Source organism: Arthrobacter sp. TS-15, from assembly GCF_006964045.1.
In the GTDB taxonomy this organism is placed as follows: Bacteria; Actinomycetota; Actinomycetes; order Actinomycetales; family Micrococcaceae; genus Arthrobacter.
The window spans coordinates 394,681-415,505 of record NZ_SDXQ01000029.1; the positions used below are offsets into that span (position 1 = coordinate 394,681).

General features: G+C 60.2%; 21 protein-coding genes. 17 read left to right on the forward strand and 4 right to left on the reverse strand.

Annotation, left to right across the window (positions count from 1 at the left end; genetic code table 11):
• The first annotated feature begins 66 nt into the window (after nt 1-66).
• The 14 genes from EU811_RS12035 to EU811_RS12100 all read left to right on the forward strand — a co-directional run bounded on the left by EU811_RS12035 (nt 67) and on the right by EU811_RS12100 (nt 13,483).
• Nucleotides 67-1,179: an MraY family glycosyltransferase gene (locus tag EU811_RS12035; protein ID WP_142938667.1), complete on the forward strand. Its 1,113-nt coding sequence runs from the start codon at nt 67-69 to the stop codon at nt 1,177-1,179.
• A gap of 119 nt (nt 1,180-1,298) precedes the next feature.
• Nucleotides 1,299-1,790 carry a hypothetical protein gene (locus EU811_RS12040; protein ID WP_142938629.1) on the forward strand — a complete coding sequence of 164 codons (492 nt, stop codon included), beginning with the start codon at nt 1,299-1,301 and terminating at the stop codon, nt 1,788-1,790.
• Nucleotides 1,777-2,112, forward strand: a complete 336-nt coding sequence (locus EU811_RS12045) for a hypothetical protein (protein WP_142938630.1) — start codon at nt 1,777-1,779, stop codon at nt 2,110-2,112. The genes EU811_RS12040 and EU811_RS12045 overlap by 14 nt, the downstream gene beginning before the upstream one ends.
• Nucleotides 2,113-2,193: 81 nt before the next feature.
• The gene (atpB, locus tag EU811_RS12050) at nt 2,194-2,994 is read left to right on the forward strand and encodes a F0F1 ATP synthase subunit A (RefSeq protein ID WP_142938631.1); all 801 of its coding nucleotides are present in this window, start codon (nt 2,194-2,196) and stop codon (nt 2,992-2,994) included.
• A 79-nt stretch (nt 2,995-3,073) separates the two neighbouring features.
• Nucleotides 3,074-3,292, forward strand: coding sequence for an ATP synthase F0 subunit C (gene atpE, locus EU811_RS12055; protein WP_011775261.1), 219 nt, complete (start codon nt 3,074-3,076; stop codon nt 3,290-3,292).
• 50 nt (nt 3,293-3,342) lie between these two features.
• A complete protein-coding gene (locus EU811_RS12060; protein WP_011775260.1) occupies nt 3,343-3,900 on the forward strand; it encodes a F0F1 ATP synthase subunit B in 558 nt (185 codons plus the stop codon).
• Nucleotides 3,900-4,727: a F0F1 ATP synthase subunit delta gene (locus tag EU811_RS12065; RefSeq protein WP_142938632.1), complete on the forward strand. Its 828-nt coding sequence runs from the start codon at nt 3,900-3,902 to the stop codon at nt 4,725-4,727. Before EU811_RS12060 ends, EU811_RS12065 begins: the two co-directional genes overlap by 1 nt.
• Nucleotides 4,728-4,812: 85 nt before the next feature.
• Entirely contained in the window at nt 4,813-6,450 is a 1,638-nt protein-coding gene (gene atpA, locus EU811_RS12070; RefSeq protein ID WP_011775259.1) for a F0F1 ATP synthase subunit alpha, read from the forward strand.
• Between the two features lie 76 nt (nt 6,451-6,526).
• Nucleotides 6,527-7,417, forward strand: coding sequence for a F0F1 ATP synthase subunit gamma (locus tag EU811_RS12075; RefSeq protein WP_011775258.1), 891 nt, complete (start codon nt 6,527-6,529; stop codon nt 7,415-7,417).
• Between the two features lie 84 nt (nt 7,418-7,501).
• The gene (gene atpD, locus EU811_RS12080; protein ID WP_091468394.1) at nt 7,502-8,953 is read left to right on the forward strand and encodes a F0F1 ATP synthase subunit beta; all 1,452 of its coding nucleotides are present in this window, start codon (nt 7,502-7,504) and stop codon (nt 8,951-8,953) included.
• A 1-nt stretch (nt 8,954) separates the two neighbouring features.
• Nucleotides 8,955-9,239, forward strand: coding sequence for a F0F1 ATP synthase subunit epsilon (locus EU811_RS12085; RefSeq protein ID WP_014922172.1), 285 nt, complete (start codon nt 8,955-8,957; stop codon nt 9,237-9,239).
• Between the two features lie 10 nt (nt 9,240-9,249).
• Nucleotides 9,250-9,681: a DUF2550 domain-containing protein gene (locus EU811_RS12090; RefSeq protein WP_142938633.1), complete on the forward strand. Its 432-nt coding sequence runs from the start codon at nt 9,250-9,252 to the stop codon at nt 9,679-9,681.
• A 5-nt stretch (nt 9,682-9,686) separates the two neighbouring features.
• Entirely contained in the window at nt 9,687-10,985 is a 1,299-nt protein-coding gene (locus EU811_RS12095; RefSeq protein ID WP_142938634.1) for an alpha/beta hydrolase, read from the forward strand.
• Complete coding sequence (locus EU811_RS12100) at nt 10,967-13,483, forward strand: DUF2156 domain-containing protein (protein WP_142938635.1); 2,517 nt, start codon at nt 10,967-10,969, stop codon at nt 13,481-13,483. The genes EU811_RS12095 and EU811_RS12100 overlap by 19 nt, the downstream gene beginning before the upstream one ends.
• Before the next feature lie 179 nt (nt 13,484-13,662).
• Here the strand turns inward: EU811_RS12100 and EU811_RS12105 are convergent, their stop codons facing one another.
• The 3 genes from EU811_RS12105 to nucS form a co-directional block, all read right to left on the reverse strand.
• Nucleotides 13,663-13,866, reverse strand: coding sequence for a cold-shock protein (locus EU811_RS12105; RefSeq protein WP_017199737.1), 204 nt, complete (start codon nt 13,864-13,866; stop codon nt 13,663-13,665).
• Nucleotides 13,867-14,172: 306 nt separating this feature from the next.
• Nucleotides 14,173-15,414 (reverse strand): N-acetylglucosamine-6-phosphate deacetylase, encoded by a 1,242-nt coding sequence (locus EU811_RS12110; protein WP_142938636.1) that lies wholly within the window; start codon nt 15,412-15,414, stop codon nt 14,173-14,175.
• A 47-nt stretch (nt 15,415-15,461) separates the two neighbouring features.
• Nucleotides 15,462-16,157 carry an endonuclease NucS gene (gene nucS / locus EU811_RS12115; RefSeq protein ID WP_014922168.1) on the reverse strand — a complete coding sequence of 232 codons (696 nt, stop codon included), beginning with the start codon at nt 16,155-16,157 and terminating at the stop codon, nt 15,462-15,464.
• Nucleotides 16,158-16,206: 49 nt separating this feature from the next.
• On the opposite strand from nucS, the gene EU811_RS12120 reads away from it, so the two are divergent.
• On the forward strand, nt 16,207-16,551 hold the full coding sequence (locus EU811_RS12120; protein ID WP_142938637.1) for an ATP/GTP-binding protein: 345 nt from the start codon (nt 16,207-16,209) through the stop codon (nt 16,549-16,551).
• An 18-nt stretch (nt 16,552-16,569) separates the two neighbouring features.
• On the forward strand, nt 16,570-17,364 hold the full coding sequence (locus EU811_RS12125) for an alpha/beta hydrolase (RefSeq protein ID WP_142938638.1): 795 nt from the start codon (nt 16,570-16,572) through the stop codon (nt 17,362-17,364).
• A gap of 86 nt (nt 17,365-17,450) precedes the next feature.
• Here the strand turns inward: EU811_RS12125 and EU811_RS12130 are convergent, their stop codons facing one another.
• Entirely contained in the window at nt 17,451-18,764 is a 1,314-nt protein-coding gene (locus EU811_RS12130) for an AI-2E family transporter (protein WP_142938639.1), read from the reverse strand.
• 202 nt (nt 18,765-18,966) lie between these two features.
• Here EU811_RS12130 and EU811_RS12135 point away from each other — a divergent pair, with 202 nt between their 5' ends.
• Nucleotides 18,967-20,748 carry a hypothetical protein gene (locus tag EU811_RS12135; protein WP_142938640.1) on the forward strand — a complete coding sequence of 594 codons (1,782 nt, stop codon included), beginning with the start codon at nt 18,967-18,969 and terminating at the stop codon, nt 20,746-20,748.
• Nucleotides 20,749-20,825: the final 77 nt, after the last annotated feature.

Here is a 20,825-nt window from a genome sequence, read left to right on the forward strand (position 1 = left end):
CCGCCGGCTGCATTCGGTGGTCCTATCCAACCGTTTGGTGTGCAGGCTGCTTTCCGGGGCCGCGTCATGATCATGTACATGCTGATGGCCCTGACGGCGGCCGTTGTAGCGTACGCCGGGACGTGGGGTGCCCGCGTGCTGGGAAACAAGCTGCGGTTGTATCAGCCCATCCGTAGCCGTGACATGCACTCGGCGCTGATCTCAAAACTCGGTGGACTGGGCATCTTTGTCGGATTCTTCGTCGCCCTGGTGGTGGCGAGCAATTCCTTCTTCGTTAAGGACATCTTCAGACACAACGATGCACCTTGGGGGATCCTGGCGGGTGCCGTGGTGATCGTCGCTGTGGGGGTGGCGGATGACATCCTTGACATCCGTTGGTGGATCAAACTGCTGGGCCAGGCTGCAGCTGCGTTGATCGTGGCCATCTGGGGCGTGCGGATGTCTGTGGTTCCCTTCATCCCGGAACCGATTGTCCTTGAGTCCGAGGTAGTTCAGATTGCGCTGACCGCAGGGCTAATTGTTACCACCATGAATGCAGTCAACTTCATTGATGGACTGGACGGATTGGCCGCCGGCGTCGCCATCATCGGTGGCGGAGCCTTCTTCCTTACCGCCTACTGGGTTCACCGTAACAATCCGTCCACGGACAACTCGGACCTCGCGACACTCCTGATGGCCATCCTGGTTGGCAGCTGCATCGGATTCCTGCCGCACAATTGGTTCCCCGCCAAAATCTTCATGGGAGATTCCGGGGCGATGCTCATTGGCTTGCTCATGGCTTCGGCCGGCGTCGTGGCCACCGGGCAGATCAGCTCCGGTCTCTACGACCGCGCCAACGGTATCCCCACCATTGTTCCCATCTTGCTGCCCTTTGCCGTGCTTTCCCTGCCCCTTCTTGATTTGGGGATGGCCGTTGTCCGAAGAACAGCCAGAGGCCAGTCACCGTGGTCCGCTGACCGCGGGCACCTTCATCACAAGTTGGTGGACCTTGGGTACTCGCACCGCAGCGCCGTCGTCATGCTTTATGTTTGGACGAGCATTCTTGCCTTTGGCGGCGTCGCCTTTGCGGTGTTCCCATGGCAGATCGTGCTCATTGTCCTCGTAGCGGCAGCGCTGGTCATGGCTGCCGTGACGGCGTGGCCCTACTTCACCCGGAACTCGACGCGTCCGGGGGAGTAGTTGTGAGAGTCGGTTATGGTCACAGTTCTATCTCATGTAGAATTCTTACTGCGGACAGTCACTCGCCCGTAACCCCACTTTGAGAATATGGCACCCGTGCCACGAGGATTGGTATCCCCATGACATCCAACGCCGAAACCGGACACCCGTCCGGTAAACGTGGTGTTGGGGCCGTTGGCAAGCCGTCCTCGTTGTGGCTCCGGTTGCTTCTTCTTAGTTCCGTAGCAGCTCTGGCAGCCACTGCTGTCACGTGCGTGATTGCGGCCTTCATGAACGGCGGACAAGGCGCGCTATCAGCCGCGTTCGGTGCCGTGCTGGTCATGCTCTTCTTTGGAATCAGCCTTTTGATCGGTCACTTTGTTGGCCGTAACAACCCCTCCGGCGCAGTAGGCCTCTTTGTTGCAACATATTTCATCAAGGTGGTCGGCTTTGCTGTAGTGCTTTTTGTGCTGGGTGCTCCGGACTGGCTCCATGGCCGATGGTTCCTCATCGGTGCCGTTGTGACAGTCGTGTTCTGGCAAGCCGCCGAAATCTACGGCTTCAGCAAGGCCCGTCTCCAGATCTACAACGATCCAGAGGAGCAGAAGGGTGGCCCGGATGTCTCCGCGTAAGCGCTATACACGCCCCGGGGCCACTACTCAGCAGCCCGTCAAACATGGTGAATCAGCAGAAGCCGGAAACGATGGCGGATACAACGCCGGCATAGCCGTCTTCAGCTACATCATTGGCGGGATCATTGTCTGGAGTTTGATAGGCTGGGGTCTGGATAATCTGTGGGGGACCCGCTGGATTGTGCTCCTTGGCGCTCTGCTGGGAGCCGCAGGAGGGTTCTATCTTTCCCATATGCATGGCCTCACCAGACAAAGCTCCTCATCTGGCGAGAGCAAAGCAGACAGCGGTCCGTCCACGGACGGGGACAGTAATGCCAAATAATTTCACATGGATTACAGATGCGTCCAACGCGTCCGGATTCCAACCAATGCCCAATGATGGACACAGCAGAGAGGAAACGCGTTGATCGCGCTTGCGCTCCCCGCCCAGGATTCGGGGTCATTCACCCCACCCGGAATCGACGAAATGCACCTGCCGGCAATCCTGCCTTGGGGTGCGCACGATGGCTTCTCCAAGCAGATGTTGCTGGTGATCCTTTCGGTCGTCATTATCGCTACATTCTTCATCCTCGCTGCACGTAAGCAGCAGCTGGTACCCGGCAAGCTGCAGTTCGCAGGCGAGATGGCGTACGGCTTCGTGCGCAACAGCATCGCCAAGGACATCATCGGCGGCAAGGACTTCATCAAGTACGTCCCGCTGCTGTTCAGCTTGTTCTTCTTCATCCTGGTGAACAACATCTATGGCGCCATCCCGCTGATCCAGCTCCCGAGCTTCTCGCATGTAGGCGGCGCCTACGTCATGGCCGGCATCGTGTATGTCACCTGGATCGCCATCGGCATCAAGAAGAACGGCCTGAAGTACTTCAAGCTCGCCACCGTTCCGTCCGGTGTTCCGTGGTACATCCTTCCGATCGTCGTACCGATCGAAATCATCTCCAACTTCCTGGTCCGCCCGGTCACGCACAGCCTCCGTCTGTTTGCGACCATGCTGGCAGGCCACTTGATCGTCATGCTCGCCGGTTCCGGCATCGAGTTCCTTGTTATGCAGGAGAACGTCCTGCTCAAGGGCGCATCGGTACTGGTGCTGGTAGGCGCCGTGGCCATGTACATGCTCGAAGCACTGATCATGGCCCTGCAGGCTTACGTGTTCACACTGTTGACCGCGATCTACATCGAAGGCGCCCTGCACGCCGACAGCCACTAGGCTCCCAAAACTTCCCCTCGCGGGGATGAAGCAACCCAAACAACCTGCCGCACGGGCGGCATCTTGAAAGGAAGAAAAAATGGAAGGCACCATCAACGGCTCCCTCAACCTCATCGGCTACGGTCTCTCGGCCATCGGCGGTGGTATCGGTGTGGGTCTCGTGTTCGCCGCTTACATCAACGGTGTTGCACGTCAGCCGGAAGCTCAGCGTGTGCTGCAGCCGATCGCGTTCCTTGGTCTGGCTCTGACTGAAGCTCTCGCCATCCTCGGCCTGGTCTTCGCTTTCGTTCTTTCCTAGTCCTGGAACCCAAGCGAATCCCAAGCACGAGTAGATAGGACGGGTGAAATATGAATCAGCTGATCATCTCAGCCGCCACTGAAGGCGCTGCGGAGGCTAATCCGCTCGTTCCCAACGTCTGGGAAATGGGCGTAGTCCTCGTGGGCTTTGCGGTCCTCATGTACATCGTGGTCAAGTTTGTTGTCCCGATGTTCGAGAAGACTTTCGCAGAGCGCGCTGAAGCAATCGAAGGTGGCATTGCAAAGGCCGAAGCGGCCCAGGCGGAAGCTTCTGCAGCTCTTGAAGAGTACAAGCAGCAGCTCACCGACGCCCGTGCCGAAGCCAACCGCATCCGCGAAGAAGCACGCGCCGAAGGCGCCCAGATCCTCGCGGACCTGAAGGCAAAGGCTGCGGCAGAATCTGCACGCATCACTGAGCAGGCACATGCTGCCATCGAGTCGGAGCGCCAGGCAGCTGTTGTCTCGCTTCGTTCGGAGGTTGGCACATTGGCCACCACGCTGGCCGGCCGCATCGTTGGGGAAGCACTCACCGACGATCAGCGTGCCGCGCGCGTTGTGGACCGCTTCCTGGCAGATCTGGAGACCCAGAGCGCAGGTGCAGCTAAGTAATGGCAGGTATATCGAGCGAATCGCTGACCACAGCGCTGGCGCAGCTGGAAGCCAAGCTTCCCTTCGCCTCGCTGCAGTTGGCTAAGGACCTCTTCGGAATCCTGGGAACGGTGGACAGCTCGGCTGGCTTGCGCCGCGCCCTGACTGACCCGTCCCGTTCCGGTGACGAGAAGTCGGCGCTGGTCAAGCAGCTGGTTGGCGGAAAAGTCTCCGCTGATGCTGCTGAGATTGCAGGCGGATTGGCCAGCTCGCGCTGGGCATCGGCACGCGATATCGGCGATGCACTCGAGACGCTTGCCGCCACGGTTGTCATTGCCGTAGCTGAAAACAAGTCGGCCGTTTCTGCCTCCGGTATCACGGGGCTGGAAGAGCTGGAAAACGACCTGTTTGCCTTCAACCAGGCCGTCGCCTCCAGCCACGAAGTACAACGTGCTCTGTCTGAGCCGCAGGCATCACCAGCGGCGAAGATTGCATTGGCCGAGAAACTTGTTCCTGGCAGCAGCGAGGAAGCAAAAGTTCTCATCAGCCAGGCAGTTACGCAGCCGCGTGGTGTCAAGCCGAGCAAGCTCGTCGAGTCATTCGCCAAGCTTGCAGCCAAGCGTCAGCAGCGCTGGATTGCAACTGTCAGCGTTACCCGTCCGTTGACGGAAACGCAGGCCAGCCGTCTGCAGGCCGGGCTGGATGCCCTGTACGGCCGCGAACTGAAGGTCAACGTCAATGTTGATCCCGCACTGATCGGTGGAATCCGCGTGCAGGTGGGTGACGAAGTGCTCGACGCTTCGGTTATCGCCCGCCTGACCGAACTCCGCCGCCAGCTCGCTGGCTAGCGAAGACAAAGCACAACTTAACTGATATAAAACCCGGTCATCGTGAGCAACGATGATCACGAAAACAGGAGAGCAGGGACTGCAGATGGCCGAATTGACCATCAACGCCGACGACGTCCGTAATGCGTTGAACGAGTTCGCGGCGTCCTACGAACCCGGAAACGCAGAGCGCGTAGAGGTTGGTCGTGTGACCACCGCAAGTGACGGCATCGCCCGTGTTGAGGGTCTTCCCTCGGTCATGGCGAACGAGCTGCTTCGCTTCGAAGATGGCACGCTGGGCCTGGCCCAGAACCTTGACGTCCGCGAGATCGGTGTCATTATCCTCGGTGACTTCACCGGTATTGAAGAAGGCCAGGAAGTTCACCGTACCGGTGAGATCCTGTCCGTTCCCGTTGGCGACGCCTTCCTGGGTCGCGTTGTCGACCCCCTGGGCCAGCCCATCGATGACCTCGGCGAGATCAAGGCCGAGGCCACCCGTGCACTGGAACTTCAGGCTCCGGGCGTTACCGAACGCAAGTCGGTTCACGAACCGATGCAGACCGGCCTCAAGGCTATCGATGCCATGATCCCGATCGGCCGTGGCCAGCGTCAGCTGATCATCGGTGACCGCCAGACCGGCAAGACCGCCATCGCCGTGGACACCATCATCAACCAGAAGGCCAACTGGGCTTCGGGAGATGTCACCAAGCAGGTACGTTGCGTCTATGTTGGTGTTGGCCAGAAGGCTTCCACCATCGCAGCCGTTCGTCAGACCCTCGAGGATCACGGCGCACTGGAGTACACCACCATCGTGGCGTCCCCGGCATCTGACCCCGCCGGCTTCAAGTACTTGGCACCGTATGCAGGTTCGGCCATCGGCCAGCACTGGATGTACGGCGGCAAGCACGTTCTGGTGATCTTCGATGACCTGTCCAAGCAGGCCGAAGCCTACCGCGCCGTATCCCTGCTGCTGCGTCGTCCGCCGGGACGCGAAGCATACCCGGGTGACGTTTTCTACTTGCACTCCCGTCTGCTGGAGCGTTGTGCCAAGCTCTCCGACGAGCTCGGTGCAGGTTCCATGACCGGTCTGCCGATCGTCGAGACCAAAGCAAATGACGTTTCTGCCTACATCCCGACCAACGTGATCTCCATTACCGATGGCCAGATCTTCCTCCAGTCGGACCTCTTCAACGCCAACCAGCGTCCCGCTGTTGACGTTGGTGTGTCCGTCTCCCGCGTTGGTGGCGCTGCACAGGTCAAGTCCATGAAGAAGGTCTCCGGTACCTTGAAGCTGGACCTGGCTCAGTACCGCGACATGCAGGCATTCGCTATGTTCGCCTCTGACCTGGATGCTGCTTCCCGTCAGCAGCTGACCCGTGGTGCACGCCTGATGGAACTGCTGAAGCAGGGCCAGTACTCACCGTTCCCGGTTGAGAACCAGGTTGTGTCCATCTGGGCCGGTACCAACGGTTACCTGGACGACGTTCCGGTTGAGGACATCAGCCGCTTCGAGTCCGAGTTCCTGGAGCACCTCACGCACAAGTCCTCCATCCTGACCACGCTGGCTCAGACCAACGTCCTGGATGACGACACCGCTGCAGCCTTGAAGGAAGCCATTGTTTCCTTCAAGAAGGGCTTCTTCGGCGAAGGCGACAACCACCTGGTTGGCGCTGGCCACGAAGAGCACGCAGCGATCTCCGGCGGCGACGTCGACCAGGAAAAGATCGTCAAGCAGAAGCGCTAGTTTCGATAACCTGCTCTGCCGGGGTCCGTAAGGGCCCCGGCAGGGCAGCACATCGGGAACTTAGGAAAGGATAAGTATGGGAGCCCAGATTCGGGTCTACCGTCAGAAGATCAGCTCGACGACGTCGATGCGCAAGATCTTCAAGGCGATGGAACTGATCGCTACCTCGCGCATCGGTAAGGCCCGCGCCCGCGTAGCAGCTTCACTGCCTTACGCGAACGCGATTACCCGCGCCGTTTCTGCTGTCGCAACTCAGAGCGAAATCGACCACCCGCTGACCACCGAGCCGGAGCAGATCCGCCGCGCCGCAGTCCTGATCATTACATCGGACCGCGGTCTTGCAGGATCCTACTCCGCAAGTGTGCTCAAGCAGGCTGAAGGTCTCACCGAGCTTCTTCACGCAGAAGGCAAGGAAGTCAAGGCGTACCTGGTTGGCCGCAAGGCGCAGGCGTACTTCGATTTCCGCAACCGGTCCTACGCCCGCGTATGGACCGGTGGCACGGACGCACCGGAATTCGAAACCGCGCAGGAAGTCGGAGCTGCACTTCTTGAAGACTTCTCCACCGACTTCGAAGAGGGCGGCGTGGACGAGATCCACGTTGTGTACACCCGCTTCAAGTCCATGGTGACGCAGGAGCCGACGGTCATCCGTTTGCTTCCGCTGGAGGTCGTAGAGGAGGAAGCAGCCTCGGAATCCGAGCTGTTGCCGTTGTACGAGTTTGAACCGGAAACAGAGCAGGTGCTTGACGCACTGCTTCCGCGTTACATCGAGTCCCGCATTTTCGCAGCCATGCTGCAGGCCGCAGCTTCCGAGCTCGCAGCCCGCCAGCGCGCTATGAAGTCGGCCGGTGACAACGCTACGGATTTGATCAAGAAGTACACGCGCCTTCGCAACACGGCCCGCCAGGCCGAGATTACGCAGGAGCTTTCCGAAATCGTGGCCGGCGCAGACGCCCTCGCGTCCTAGCCAGCAACGGATTCGGCTCAAAGCCGCACCTGCACCAAACAGATAAACTTAACCCCACGCCATCTACTGAGTGAAGTGAGAGAGATGACTGCCACTGCTACCGAACACGTAGCTACGGCCGGTGCCACCGGCCGCATTGCCCGTGTTATTGGTCCGGTTGTCGACGTCGAATTCCCGGCTGACGCAATCCCCTCGATTTACAACGCTCTGACCACTGAGATCACTCTCAACGGCCAGACGAAAACCATCACGTTCGAGACCTCCCAGCACTTGGGTGACAACCTCGTTCGCGCCATCTCCCTGCAGGCAACCGACGGCCTGGTCCGCGGTACCACCGTGCGGGACTCCGGCTCTCCCATCTCCGTGCCCGTCGGCGACGGCGTCAAGGGCCACATCTTCAACGTTCTCGGCAAGCCGCTGGACGTCGAAGAGTCCGAGATCAAGGCAGACGCCTACTGGCCGATCCACCGCAAGGCTCCGTCCTTCGCGTCCCTCGAGGGCTCCACGGAGATGCTCGAGACCGGCATCAAGGTCATCGACCTTCTCACCCCGTACATCAAGGGTGGAAAGATCGGCCTGTTCGGCGGCGCCGGCGTTGGCAAGACCGTTCTGATCCAGGAAATGATCACCCGTGTTGCCCGCAACTTCGGTGGTACCTCGGTATTCGCCGGTGTTGGTGAGCGTACCCGTGAAGGAAACGACCTCTGGGTTGAAATGGAAGAGGCAGGCGTTCTTAAGGACACCGCCCTTGTTTTCGGCCAGATGGATGAGCCGCCGGGAACGCGCCTTCGCGTGGCTCTGTCTGCTCTGACCATGGCGGAGTACTTCCGCGATGTTCAGAACCAGGACGTGTTGCTCTTCATCGACAACATCTTCCGCTTCACGCAGGCAGGTTCGGAAGTCTCCACGCTGCTCGGCCGTATGCCGTCCGCTGTGGGCTACCAGCCCAACCTTGCTGACGAGATGGGTCTGCTCCAGGAGCGCATTACCTCCACCAAGGGTCACTCCATCACGTCGATGCAGGCCATTTACGTGCCGGCTGACGACTACACCGACCCGGCTCCGGCAACGACCTTCGCACACCTGGACGCGACCACGGAACTTTCCCGTGAAATCGCCTCCCGTGGTTTGTACCCGGCCGTTGATCCGCTGACGTCCACCTCCCGTATTCTGGATCCCCAGTACATCGGCAAGGATCACTACAACACGGCTGTCCGTGTAAAGCAGATCCTGCAGAAGAACAAGGAACTTCAGGACATCATCGCCATCCTCGGTGTTGACGAACTGTCTGAAGAGGACAAGATCGTCGTGTCCCGTGCACGTCGTATCCAGCAGTTCCTCTCCCAGAACACCTACACCGCCAAGCAGTTCACCGGCGTCGAAGGCTCCACCGTGTCCATCAAGGACACCGTGGAAGGCTTCACGGCTATCTGCGACGGCGAGCTTGACCACATCGCAGAGCAGGCGTTCTTCAACGTCGGCGGCCTGGATGACGTCGAGCGTCAGTGGGCCAAGATCCAGGAACAGACCAAGTAGTATGGCTGAGCTCGAGGTTGAGATTGTCGCAGCGGACCACTTCGTGTGGTCCGGTGCGGCCAAGATGGTGAAGGCCCGCACCAGCGATGGTGAAATCGGAATCCTGCCGGGCCACTCGCCCCTTTTGGCCATCATGGCCGCGGGCGAGCTGGCAATCCAGCCGGTTTCCGGTGATCGCATTGCAGTAGTCGTTGACGGCGGATTCTTCTCCGTCGACAACGATCGCGTGGTGATTGTTGCTGACAACGCCAAATTGGGCGAAGCGGCTACAGCGGGGATCCGATAGCACGACCTTGATGGACGATTCCCTTATTCCGTTCATCGCCCTGGCAACAGCGTTTACGTTGCTGATCATTTCACTGTGCCTTTTCGGGGTGCGTCGCTTCAATCTGCGGCGCGCCCTGGGCACGGTCGACGCCTCCATTTGCATGGCTGGAAACAGCTGGCAGATGGGGGTTTGTCGTTATCAGGACAACGAGCTCGAGTGGTTCCGCCTGATGTCCCTGAGCGTTATCCCCAAACATAAATTCACGCGCAGCTCCCTTGAATTGTTGGGACGCCGTCAGCCCACGGAAGACGAGCTCGTCCGGATTCAGCCCGGCGTCGTGGTGGTTGAACTGCAGTATGAAGGTCAGAAGTTCATGCTCGCCATGAATTTCGATGCCTATGCTGGTTTGTCGTCCTGGCTCGAAGCGGGGCCGGTCATCGGCGTCGGAACCTGGCGTTAGGCGTTATGGATCTTCTTTCGGACGTCAGCTTGGTGGATGGGCCTTTCCTTTGGTTCAGTATCGCCTGCGGCGGAGTTGGCGGGGCCTACCTCCTATGGCGGCGACGACGATCCTGGCTGCTGCTGGTACCGGCCAGCCTGCTTGTGGCGATCGGGGTAGTGGCCCTTATTCACTGGATCCTTGTGGATCTGTTGGCCACATTCTCGGAGAACCTGCCGTTTCAGACCGTGGCTTGGGCGGTACCAGCTGTCGCTGCAGTGCTCCTGTGCGTTGCGCGGTTTCCCCGAAATTCCTGGCGCGGCCGTTCGTTCAGCGTGGCGGCGATGCTCGGCGTTCTTCTTTTATGCGTTGTCCAGATAAACCTCTATTTCGGACTGAACAACACGGTCTCGGACCTGCTGGGTACCGCGGTGGCACGCATACAGCCACTTGAAGCAAGCCTCAAACGCAGTCCGGATGCAAAGCCAGGCCCTGCCCTGTCCGCATGGAAAGCCCCCGATTCCATGCCCCGAAACGGCGTCCTGCGCAAAGCCGCCATTCCTGGAACCGCTTCAGGTTTCAGCGCACGGGATGCTTATGTTTACCTGCCGCCTGCCTATCAGACTGCAGAACGCCCAACCTTGCCTGTGCTTGTCCTCTTCGCTGGTCAACCGGGCGGTCCTGCGGACTGGCTTACCGGTGGCCAGCTCCGGTCCCTCCTGGACCAGTACGCTGAAGCCCATCAAGGAATCGCCCCTGTCACCGTGGTGGTGGACCCCAACGGATCAGCCAATGCCAACACCATGTGCATGGATAGCAAAATCGCTTCCGTGGATACGTATCTTTCGCAGGATGTGCCCACGTGGATCACTGAAACGCTGGATGTCTCCAGGGATCACAAGCTGTGGGCTGTAGGCGGTTTTTCCTTTGGCGGCACGTGTGCCATGCAGATGGGAACCTCCCACCCGGACCTTTTCGCGTCCATTCTTCCCTTCGCCGCCGAGCGGGAACCTGCACTCGCTAAAGACAGAAGCAAGACAATCTCGGACTCGTTCGACGGTGATGTTGAAGCGTTCGAGTCCAGGACACCTTTGGTGTTGATGCAGCAACGCGATTTCTCCGGAAGCGGTGTGTACCTGGTTTCAGGTGAGGCTGACCACGAGTTCACCAGCTACATGCATGAGCTTGCGGACGCTGCAAGAAACGCCGGTTTTGCAACTGAAGAACATTCAATTCCCCAGGCCGGGCACTCATGGGACGCCGTGATACGTGGCATGCCCGGTGGCCTCGACTTCCTTGCCTCCCGATGGGGGTTGCGGCGGTGAGCCTGGCCGTCAAAGGCGTGATCAGACCTGCGTTGGGCCAAGCAGGACGGCATCTGCGATCAACGCCGTTCACAATGATGGTTCTCGCCCTCTTTGTTGGCCTGTCTTTGGTGTCTGCGAGCTTCCTGACGGGCCCGGCGGAGCCTTGGCTTTCCGTTGCCAGTGTTTCGCTGGAGGGTCTGCGGTCCGGAGAATGGTGGTCTATTTGGACGTCGTTGTTCTTCACCACCAATCCAGTGGCCTATGTCACGGCTGTCCTAATGATTCTGTTTTTCCTTGGCTTGGCAGAGCGGCACCTGGGATCCCTCAGGACGGCCGGAGTGCTCTTTGGTGGCCAGTTCGCCTGCGTATCCGCCTTCCTCCTTGTAACCCAGGTTGCCCAATACCTGGGCGACGGCTGGCTATCAGGAATGGCCGGCATCCGCCTGATCGGCCCCTACGGCGCCGTCCTCACCACCGTTTTGGCAGCCAGTGCGATCCTGCCCACCTTGTGGCAACGGCGCCTGAGGACCGTGGTGCTCGCGATTTCCCTGCTATTGGTTCTGTACGTAGGGCATGCGGAGACCGTGGTGGGCTTCCTGGGCGCGCTCATAGGTCTACTGACCGGGTGGTGGATGCAAAGCAGCCAGGGCCATCTCCACCTGCACAGGTCAACCAGCCGGGAAATCCGCAACCTTCTTTCATTGACCATGGCAATTTTCGCCGTGGGTCCCATCGTGACCGCTGCGGCAAAAAGCCCGTCCGGACCCTTGGCTTTGCTCAGGGATGTCATCCTCAACCCGCTGCCCACGCTAAGTCAGCTGGAGAGCAACTGCGGGGGAACCATCGACGTCACCTGCCTCGACATCACCCGCCAAGGCTACACAGGGCCGTTCGGATTGGCACTGGCGGTGGTTCCCGTTGTATTGCTACTCATTTGCGCCGACGGCATGAGGCGTGGGCGGCGGTTGGCCTTGGGAATCGCAATCGGGGTGCAGTTGGTGGTGGTGGCCTTGTCCACGATCTACCTTGGTCTCTTTGCCGGCATCCCGCGGCCCCCAGGTCGACCACATGCGGGGATGCTCAATACGGCAGTGGTTCATATCATTCCGCTGGTGCTGGTTCCCTTGGCGTTGGCGTTGCTCCTGTTTGTCTACAGGGGCCATTTCCGGGTGGAGACTTCTGATCGTCTCCGCCGGAAGGTGTTTTTGCTGGTCGGACTGACTGGGGGAGGCCTGGCGCTGGCCTACACGGTGGTGTGGTTGGCCTCCGGGGGGTTGGTTCGCGACGGCGGTCTGCTGGGTTTGGCGGCTGAACTTGCCAGGCAGTACCTCCCCGTTCCGCTTCCCGGCGTTTACCGTAAAGTCTTCGCCGAGCGCGATGTGCTGGAAGTCTTCCTCTTTTCCTATTCGGGCACACTGTTTTGGCTCGTAGCGTTACTTGGTGTGTGGGTGCTGCTAATCCGGGGACATCACGCCGGAGGACTTGACCGCCAGGCGCGGCAGGCGGCCCGTGCACTGGTGAAGAGGGGCGGAGATTCGCTCTCATGGATGGCGCTGTGGGAACCGAACAAGTATTGGTTCACTCCAGATGGAACCGGGGGAGTGGCCTACCAACAGCACAGTCACGTGGCATTGACGCTGGCCGGTCCCTTCGGAGCGCGCCAGCACCATGCGGTGACCGCCCAAGGGTTCCTGGATTTCTGCTCCCAGCGCGCGTTGACTCCGTGCCTCTACTCCTGCACAGACGAGCTATGGCCCATGCTGCGATCGCGCGGTTTCCGCCGTGTGTCTGTCGCCCAGGAAACCCGCCTACGAATTAGGGGCCTGGAATTCAGGGGCAAGGAGTGGCAGAACGTCAGGACCTCACTAAACCGCGCCTCGAAGATGGGGATCACGGCAAACTGGGGTCGTTACTCCGAACTGCCGCTCGGGGTACGCGCCCAAGTGAGTGAAGTCTCGGAAGAGTGGGCAGCCCAAAAGAAGATCCCGGAAATGGGTTTCACTATGGGCGGTCTGGACGAGTTGGATGATGAAGACGTCCTGTGTTGCGTTGCGGTTGATGGCACGGGCTTCGTCTATGGCGTCACCAGTTGGCTTCCCGTGTATGAAGACGGCGTTGTTGTCAGTTGGACGTTGGACTTCATGCGGCGGCGCGGCGACGCTTTTCCCGGGGTCATGGAGTTTCTCATCGCATCGGCAGTATTGCATCTGCGGGACTCCGTGGAACTTATTTCCTTGTCCGGGTCGCCCTTGGCCCGGGAAGAGGGGGAGATCGAGCAGAGGGCCAAAGGTTTGGCCGGAATACTTGAGGTGGTGGGACAGGCCTTGGAGCCCGTTTACGGATTCAGGTCCCTGGCCTCATTTAAGTCGAGATTCCAACCCGAGTACAGAACGTTGTACATGTATTATCAAGACCCACTGCATCTTCCTGCAATAGGTCGCGCGCTCAGCAGGGCGTACCTTCCTGGATTATCAGTCCGGCATTCCGCACGGCTGCTCCGGAGCTTGGTTGGTTGAATTGTCAACGCCTATTCGAAGGGCGCGATTGGTATTTCTTCATGGTTAGTAACAGTCGTTGTTGAGAACCCGCAGAGGGTGGCCGGGGTTTCCTCCATTAAGACACGTTGACCCCGGCTGGAAAGCCAGGGTCAACGAGTTGTGTTGTCTCCGCAATATGCAGGGATCAACAGGTACGACTAGACGACCGTAACGCCGGTTGCCTGGGGGCCCTTGGCTCCCTGACCGATCTCGAACTGAACGCGCTGGTTCTCGTCGAGGGTCTTGAAGCCACCGGTCTGGATCTCGGAGTAGTGGACAAAAACGTCCCCATCCGCGTCATCCGGGGTGATGAAGCCGAAGCCCTTTTCGGCGTTGAACCACTTGACGGTTCCCAGTGCCATGTATATCTCCTCATTGTGGAACATCAGTCCGATACACCTCGTACCGGATTTGTTACTCCGCGAGAAGACCCGAATACCAACCAAGCCTGGGCCTGATTGATTCGCAGGAGCTTCACGCTCGCAACTGGTCTTGCGAGCATGAAAAACACCTACACAAAGACTGCTATAACACTTTCATGTGCTCTGCCGGAGGTCAACGGTCTTTTGGGCAATTCAGGAAAATTTTCGGTAAAAAGAAGGTAACGCCGGGTCCGACAATTCAACGGCCTTTTCCAAGGAACGTGTAGGAACCCGGACGCCGGGAATCTAGGACAACCACTGCCCATTGCGCATTACGCCCGTCAGTTGCAGATCCTGGTTTGTTACCACCACATCGGCGCGAAGTCCTCTTCGGAGCCCGCCTATTTCATCGGAAAGTCCAAGGACCGCGGCCGGGACCGCTGTTGCCGAGCAAATCGCGTCGGGAAGTCCGACGCCGGCTGCCACCGTTTTGCTGACAACTTCCAAGAGGGTGGAGGTGCCTCCGGCGATGGATCCCGTGGCATCGAGTGTGGCCACGCCGTCGCTGACGGTGACCGGGGACGGGCCGAGCATGTAGCTGCCATCGGACAATCCTGCGGCAGCCATTGAATCCGTGACCAGGACGATGTTTCCGGCGCCCACTAACTGGAAGACAGTTGCCACGGTGCTCGGGGCCAGGTGCGTTCCGTCTGCAATGAGTTCAACAACGGCCTTTCCCTCCTGCGCCATGCGCAGGCACGCCGCAACGGGACCCGGGGCGCGATGGTGCATGGGCGGCATCCCGTTGAAGAGGTGCGTCACGGTGGGAAGCGAGCTGACGCCGTCGAACCCTGCCGACTCAAGTCCCTCCCGTGCCGCAGCGAGCGACGCCGCGGCCGTGGCGTCGTCGCAGTCGGTGTGGCCCAAGGAGGGAGTAACGCCATGGGAAGTCATCAGGTCCACCAGGGCAGCTGCGCCTGGAAGTTCGGGGGCGTAGGTCATGGTGGACAGCTTGCCGGCCGCGGCAGCCACCAGTTCGTCCATGAGCTCCAGATCCGGTTCCAACAAGTAGTCGGGATTCTGGGCCCCGCATCGGGCATGGGAGAGGAACGGGCCTTCAAGGTGAATGCCGGCCACCAGCCCCTCATCCACGAGCTTCACATAGAGCTCGATACCCCGGAGGAGGTCTTCCCGGGGAGCAGTGACCATGCTGGCAAGGAATGTGGTGGTACCTGATCTATGAAGGAAGTCCACGGCCTTGCGCGCGGAAGATTCTTCACCGCCAGGGAAGTCGCCGCCATTGCCGCCGTGGCAGTGCACGTCAACGAGGCCGGGGAAGAGGTAGCTACCGCTGGGGATGCCTAAGTGGATCGCGTTGCGAAAACCGTCGAATTCTTCCGGATCGAAGGCGCTGGCCGGGCCTGCATAGGCAATCCTGTCGCCGTCGACGGCAACCAATCCGTCTTCCACCACCTCGCCGTCGCTGACAAGCGTTCCTTTAATGATCTGATGGCTTGGAGCGTACGATGGGGAGGATGCAACAGTCATGGTCTTGATTCTAGTGGCCTGCGGCACACCCTCCCGAAGACGGGAACCTAGAAAAGCCGTGACTCGCTGTCATCCACGCCGCGCATGGCGTCATAATCCAGCGTGACGCAATCTATTCCGCGGTCGTTGGCCAGGACCTTCGCTTGGGGTTTGATCTGTTGTGCGGCAAAAATTCCCCGTACCGGTGCCAGCAGGGGGTCGCGGTTGAGCAGCTCGAGGTAACGCGTGAGTTGTTCAACGCCGTCGATGTCTCCACGGCGTTTTAGTTCGATGGCAACAGTGGCCCCGGCCGCGTCCCTGGCCAAAATGTCCACAGGACCGATAGCTGTGAAGTACTCGCGCCGAATCAGGGAGTAACCGGACCCCAAAAGTTCGATTTGCTCGGCCAGCAACCTCTGAAGATCCGCTTCGACGCCGTCCTTGATCAGGCCGGGATCGGTGCCGAGCTCGTGCGAGGTGTCGTGCAGTTGCTCGTAGATATTGATGATGAGGCGGTCATCCGTTTTGGCGGACTGAACAGTCCACTGTTCCACCACCCCTTCCTCCACTTCGGTCTCCTCCGGTGAGGTCACCCGAAGGGTCGCGGGGGGACTCATCCAGTTCAGCGGCTTATAGGAGCCGCCGTCGGAGTGCACCAACACCGAACCATCCGCTTTGACCAGCAGGAGCCGGGTGGCGAGCGGGAGATGGGCCTTGAGGCGGCCAACGTAATCAACAGAACAACGGGCTATGACGAGTCGCACCCGCCCCACATTACCGTCTGCAACGGTATGGCTGGGGCAGAATGGAAGTATGCCCCGCTCCAACCGTCCCCGTCGCAACGCGTCCAGCACACGCTCCGGCAACTCCGGTGGAAAGTGGACTGAACCGGCGCAGGAGCTGGACCTTGAGCGGGCCCGTGCCGGAATCGCCAGGAGGGAAAGCGCCCCGGATGGTGACTGGATGGTGCGAACCATGACGGCCAGGAAAGCGGAGAAGCAGTACATTTGCCCTGGCTGCTCCACTGCCATCGTCCCGGGTATCGCCCACTTGGTGGTGTGGTCCGACAGCCATCTGTTTGGACAGGCCGCAGGGCTGGCCGAACGCAGGCACTGGCACACCAACTGCTGGACGGGCCGGACGTACCGTTACCGCTGATTCGCTAGGCTTGGAACCATGACTTTCGACCCCGCCTCGTTCGTGTTCACCCCGCAGAATGCGCCCTCGGAAATCCGTGCTTCCACGGTCCTTCCCGCTGTGCGCGAGAATGTGGAGTTCACCACAGAGGACGGCAAGGTGCTGCTGGGCGAACTCGCGCTCCCGGCGTCAGGGGAAATTACCGCCACCTTGATCACGCTCCACCCGTTGCCCACTCACGGTGGATTCATGGATTCGCACGTGTACCGCAAGGCCTCGTACAGGCTTCCGGCGCTGGCCGGCGTCGCCGTGCTGAGGTTCAATACGCGGGGCACGGCATCGCCGCGCGGAACCAGCGATGGTCAGTTCGAAGAGGGCATTGGTGAGCGGTACGACGTCGAGGCCGCCGTCCGTTTCGCCGTTGAACGCGGCTTGCCGCACCGCTGGCTGGTGGGGTGGTCTTTCGGAACTGAACTGGCCCTGATGTACGGGGCGGTGGAGCCGGTAGCCTCGGAGATCGAAGGTGCCGTGTTGCTCTCGCCACCGTTGCACCGGGCCACGGACGTGCACCTCAAGGAGTGGGCCGAGTCCGGGAAGCCGTTGACCGTCCTGGTGCCCGAGCACGATGACTACTTGCAGCCTGCTGAAGCAGCCCAGCGGTTCGCTGTGGTGCCTCAAGCCCGGATTGTCGGCGTCGACGGCGCCAAGCACCTCTGGGTTGGCGAAAAGTACGCAGCGCGAGTCTTGAATGAAATCGTCGACGACGTCACTCCGGCGGGTGCCGGAGCCGACGGTCTACCTCGGGAGTGGGCGGGGCCGGTCGCAAGCGCCTAGCTGGGCCCCGCGTCCGGTTTTTGTACAGATAATGCCCCTAAACACGATGCTTAGGGGCATTATCTGTACAAAAACCGAGAGAAGGCTCAGTGCCTGTCTTGCCGGACGATGAAGACTTCCTTGATGAGCAGCATGATCGCTGCTGCTGTGGGAATGGCAATCAACGCGCCAAGGACGCCAAGCAGGCTGCCACCGGCTATCACCGAGATCACGGCCACGGCTCCCGGAACCGCCACAGCGCGCTGCATGATGCGCGGTGAGATGAAGTACGCCTCGAACTGCAGGTAGGCGAAGTAGGCGATCGCGTAAACCACCGCTGTCTGCCAGCCGGCGGTCAGTGCCACCAGGATAACCACTACTGCAGCGATCATGCCGCCCACCAAGGGGATGAACGCCAGCAGGGCAACGACGAACGCAAGCAGGACGCTGAATGGTATGCCCAGGATGGTCATCAGGATGAACGCAAAAATAGCATTCAGGAGGGCTACGCAGACCTGGCCAATGACGTAATTACCCACGGAATCGGTGATCGCTTCGGAAAGCGCCTCAACACGCGGACGGCGGGACCGGGGAGCCAGGCGGTAAGCCCATTTCTTCATGGACGGCAAGGCTGCCAGGAAATACAGGCTCAGGACCAGGACGATCAGCGAACCAAACAGGCCGTTGGCCACAGTGGAACCGAAACCCACCACGCCGCCGAAGATGCCACCCATCGCCTCGGGGTCTTTGACGAACTTGTCCAGCTCAGTAGTGATACGGTCACGCACGCCGAATTGGCTGTCTGCGCTGCGGAAGAAGTCCGAGTCGAGGAAACCGCGGATCCACTCAGGGGCTTGGCGGACGATTTCCGATACCTGTTCGACGATGGTGGGTATTAGTGTTGCGAAGAAGCCTGCCACTGCAAGGACAAGCGCTGAGACGGAAATGAGGATGCCCGCGGGGCGGGGGACTTTGCGGCCTTCAAGCCAACGAACCACGGGATCAAGTCCAAGTGCGATGAACAGCGCGGCCACGATCCACAAAATGAGTTGGGTGGTGTTGCTGGCAATGTAGAACACGGCCAGGGCGATGCCGACGCCGGCGGTACCCATGAATCCGACATATACAGGATGCTGTGATGACATTCGCGGGCCGGGGGCGCCGAATCCGTGGTCGTCCTCGGGGCGGAAGCTTTCGCTGCCTTCATCGGATTCAGTTTCCGGGGGCATCTCGAATCGCACCCGGTTGCGGGCTCCGGGAATGGGCTGCCGAAGTCTGCGGCTGATGGCAGCCAGGCGTCCGGTGCGGACCGGAACCGTTGCAGCAGGGCCCTCGGAAGTAGCGGTGCCACCCCCGGAAGGGGAATCCACCGCACCTGACCCTGACTCTTCGACGGGACGGGGCTCCATGTGGTCTTTCACGCGGTTTAGCTGCCTTTTCAGTGGTGGTACAAGGTGGACTTAGGCGTTGGGAGGCCCGTATATCATGATCATCGCCACACTATCAGGACCGCGTAATGGCGCCGGAGCGGCGCGGTGGCGGGCTTTTCGGGGTGTCGGGGAGATCACCTCGATCTGACTCTCTGATAACAAAACGGTTACCCTTGAAGTTCAACGACCGCTGATGATAGGTGATCCTGTGCGTTTGAAGACTGCAGCCTTGCTGGTGCTGCTGGGCCTGCTGACGATGCTGGCCGGTATAGGCCAGCTGACTTTTTGGGCCCCCGCTGAGACCGTGACGGCTTCGGTTCCGAGCGATACCAAAGCTGCCCCGCTGACCGTGATTGACCAAAAGTTGATCGCTCTCCATGACGGGCCGGTGAAGATCAAAATCCAGGGTGAAGGCAACTTCATGGTAGCCACCGGACGACCGGACGATGTGGAAGCGTGGGTCGGTGAGACCGCCCACAACACGCTGACCGGTGTCTCTGCTGACCAGAAGTCGCTGGAGGTGTCCTCCTCAGATGGCGAGGCCACGGCGCCGTCCCCGGCTGGATCCGATTTGTGGGTCAGCACTGAGGATGCCAGCGGAGATCTTGACTACACCTGGAACCCTCCCGCTGACGGCGAGTGGTCCCTTTTGGTAGCCGGAGACGGTACCAAGCCCGCGCCGTCGTCAATTTCCATGACGTTCCCCAACAACGCCACCACCCCCTGGGCAGTGCCGCTGATTGTTGTGGGCATCATCATCATCTTGGTGGGAGCGGCGTTGCCGTTCATCGCCAAGGCAATGAGCAATCGACGCAGCGACCGCGATGACGATGAGCCGCGCGATGGTGGGGAAACCACCACGCTGCCGGTTCAACCCTCAGCCAAACAGTCAACTGAAGTCCAGTCGCCCACGGGTGACGAAGGCCGCCGTCGTGGTGCGGGCACCGAAGGTCCGGCACTCCGGATCACTGCCCTTGCCGCCACAATGGCAGCAGTCATGGTGGGAGGGACAGCCATTGCTGCCCAAGCCACCACAACACCCGAGGCCACGTCCACATCCTCGGCCGCAGCTGCTGCCGAAGGCGGAACGCCGGTCATGCTGGAATCCCAGTTGCAGCGGATTCTTGAGCAGGTCGCCAGCACTGTGGATGCAGCCGATGCGGCCAAGGATGCGGCCAAGCTGGCTCCGCGCGTAGACAAAATGGAACTCCAGATCCGGACGCAGAACTACAAGATCCGGTCCGCGGTTTCCGCCTATGAGCCGCGCATGCCGGTCCGTGCCACCAAGCTTCAGAGCAGTGTGATCAGCACCAAGCGTGACTGGCCCCGCACGGTCTTTGCCCTCACGCAGGGTGAGGGCAACGTTGTGCCGCAGGTTCTGACCCTGGTGCAGCTTTCACCCCGCGAAAACTACAAGTTGTGGGGCAGTGCCCCGCTTCAGCCCGGGACCAACTTCCCCTCTTTCCCGATTCCGCGCAAGGGTACCGAACCTGTACCGGCGAGTGACAGCACCGGACTGGCTTACAGCGGTAACGAGGCTCTGGAAATCCTGAGTGAAATGCTCACCAACCCGGAGTCTCCCAACCGCAGCAAGCTGGCTGACGGGCAGTCTTCCCCGTACATCGCAGGGGCACTGGCGTACCAGGCGGACACCGTGAAGAACGGAACAAGCGCCAACTTCAAGTTCACCCACACTCCGGTCACCAATCAGACCGTGGTGCTCCGGACTGCCGACGGCGGTGCCGTGGTTGTGGGACGTTTGGACTTCGCTTTCGAAGGCACGCCCAAGGCGGCAGGAGACAAGCTTCTCCTTGAGGACGATTCCGCTGTCTTCGCCGGTGGAAAGGAAACCACCACGGGCATGGTCCTGAACTTCGCCGAGTCCGTGGCGGTGTACATTCCGCCAGCTGGTTCTGCAGACCCCATGAAGCTCGTGGCAGCTACCCGCGGACTGGTCGGAGCCAGCTTCAAGTAGGGCTTACCCATGGCAGGGCAGCGGCTAGAGTGGACGGTATGAGTTCGCCCGGATACCGACCCACTCCAGCCGCTGCC

Coding starts and splice junctions, on each gene's coding strand:
- EU811_RS12035 (WP_142938667.1), top strand. CDS start 67: ATGATCATGTACATGCTGATGGCCCTGACGGCGGCCGTTGTAGCGTAC.
- EU811_RS12040 (WP_142938629.1), top strand. CDS start 1,299: ATGACATCCAACGCCGAAACCGGACACCCGTCCGGTAAACGTGGTGTT.
- EU811_RS12045 (WP_142938630.1), top strand. CDS start 1,777: ATGTCTCCGCGTAAGCGCTATACACGCCCCGGGGCCACTACTCAGCAG.
- atpE (WP_011775261.1), top strand. CDS start 3,074: ATGGAAGGCACCATCAACGGCTCCCTCAACCTCATCGGCTACGGTCTC.
- EU811_RS12060 (WP_011775260.1), top strand. CDS start 3,343: ATGAATCAGCTGATCATCTCAGCCGCCACTGAAGGCGCTGCGGAGGCT.
- EU811_RS12065 (WP_142938632.1), top strand. CDS start 3,900: ATGGCAGGTATATCGAGCGAATCGCTGACCACAGCGCTGGCGCAGCTG.
- atpA (WP_011775259.1), top strand. CDS start 4,813: ATGGCCGAATTGACCATCAACGCCGACGACGTCCGTAATGCGTTGAAC.
- EU811_RS12075 (WP_011775258.1), top strand. CDS start 6,527: ATGGGAGCCCAGATTCGGGTCTACCGTCAGAAGATCAGCTCGACGACG.
- atpD (WP_091468394.1), top strand. CDS start 7,502: ATGACTGCCACTGCTACCGAACACGTAGCTACGGCCGGTGCCACCGGC.
- EU811_RS12085 (WP_014922172.1), top strand. CDS start 8,955: ATGGCTGAGCTCGAGGTTGAGATTGTCGCAGCGGACCACTTCGTGTGG.
- EU811_RS12090 (WP_142938633.1), top strand. CDS start 9,250: ATGGACGATTCCCTTATTCCGTTCATCGCCCTGGCAACAGCGTTTACG.
- EU811_RS12095 (WP_142938634.1), top strand. CDS start 9,687: ATGGATCTTCTTTCGGACGTCAGCTTGGTGGATGGGCCTTTCCTTTGG.
- EU811_RS12100 (WP_142938635.1), top strand. CDS start 10,967: ATGGGGGTTGCGGCGGTGAGCCTGGCCGTCAAAGGCGTGATCAGACCT.
- EU811_RS12105 (WP_017199737.1), bottom strand. CDS start 13,866: ATGGCACTGGGAACCGTCAAGTGGTTCAACGCCGAAAAGGGCTTCGGC.
- EU811_RS12110 (WP_142938636.1), bottom strand. CDS start 15,414: ATGACTGTTGCATCCTCCCCATCGTACGCTCCAAGCCATCAGATCATT.
- EU811_RS12120 (WP_142938637.1), top strand. CDS start 16,207: ATGCCCCGCTCCAACCGTCCCCGTCGCAACGCGTCCAGCACACGCTCC.
- EU811_RS12125 (WP_142938638.1), top strand. CDS start 16,570: ATGACTTTCGACCCCGCCTCGTTCGTGTTCACCCCGCAGAATGCGCCC.
- EU811_RS12135 (WP_142938640.1), top strand. CDS start 18,967: ATGATAGGTGATCCTGTGCGTTTGAAGACTGCAGCCTTGCTGGTGCTG.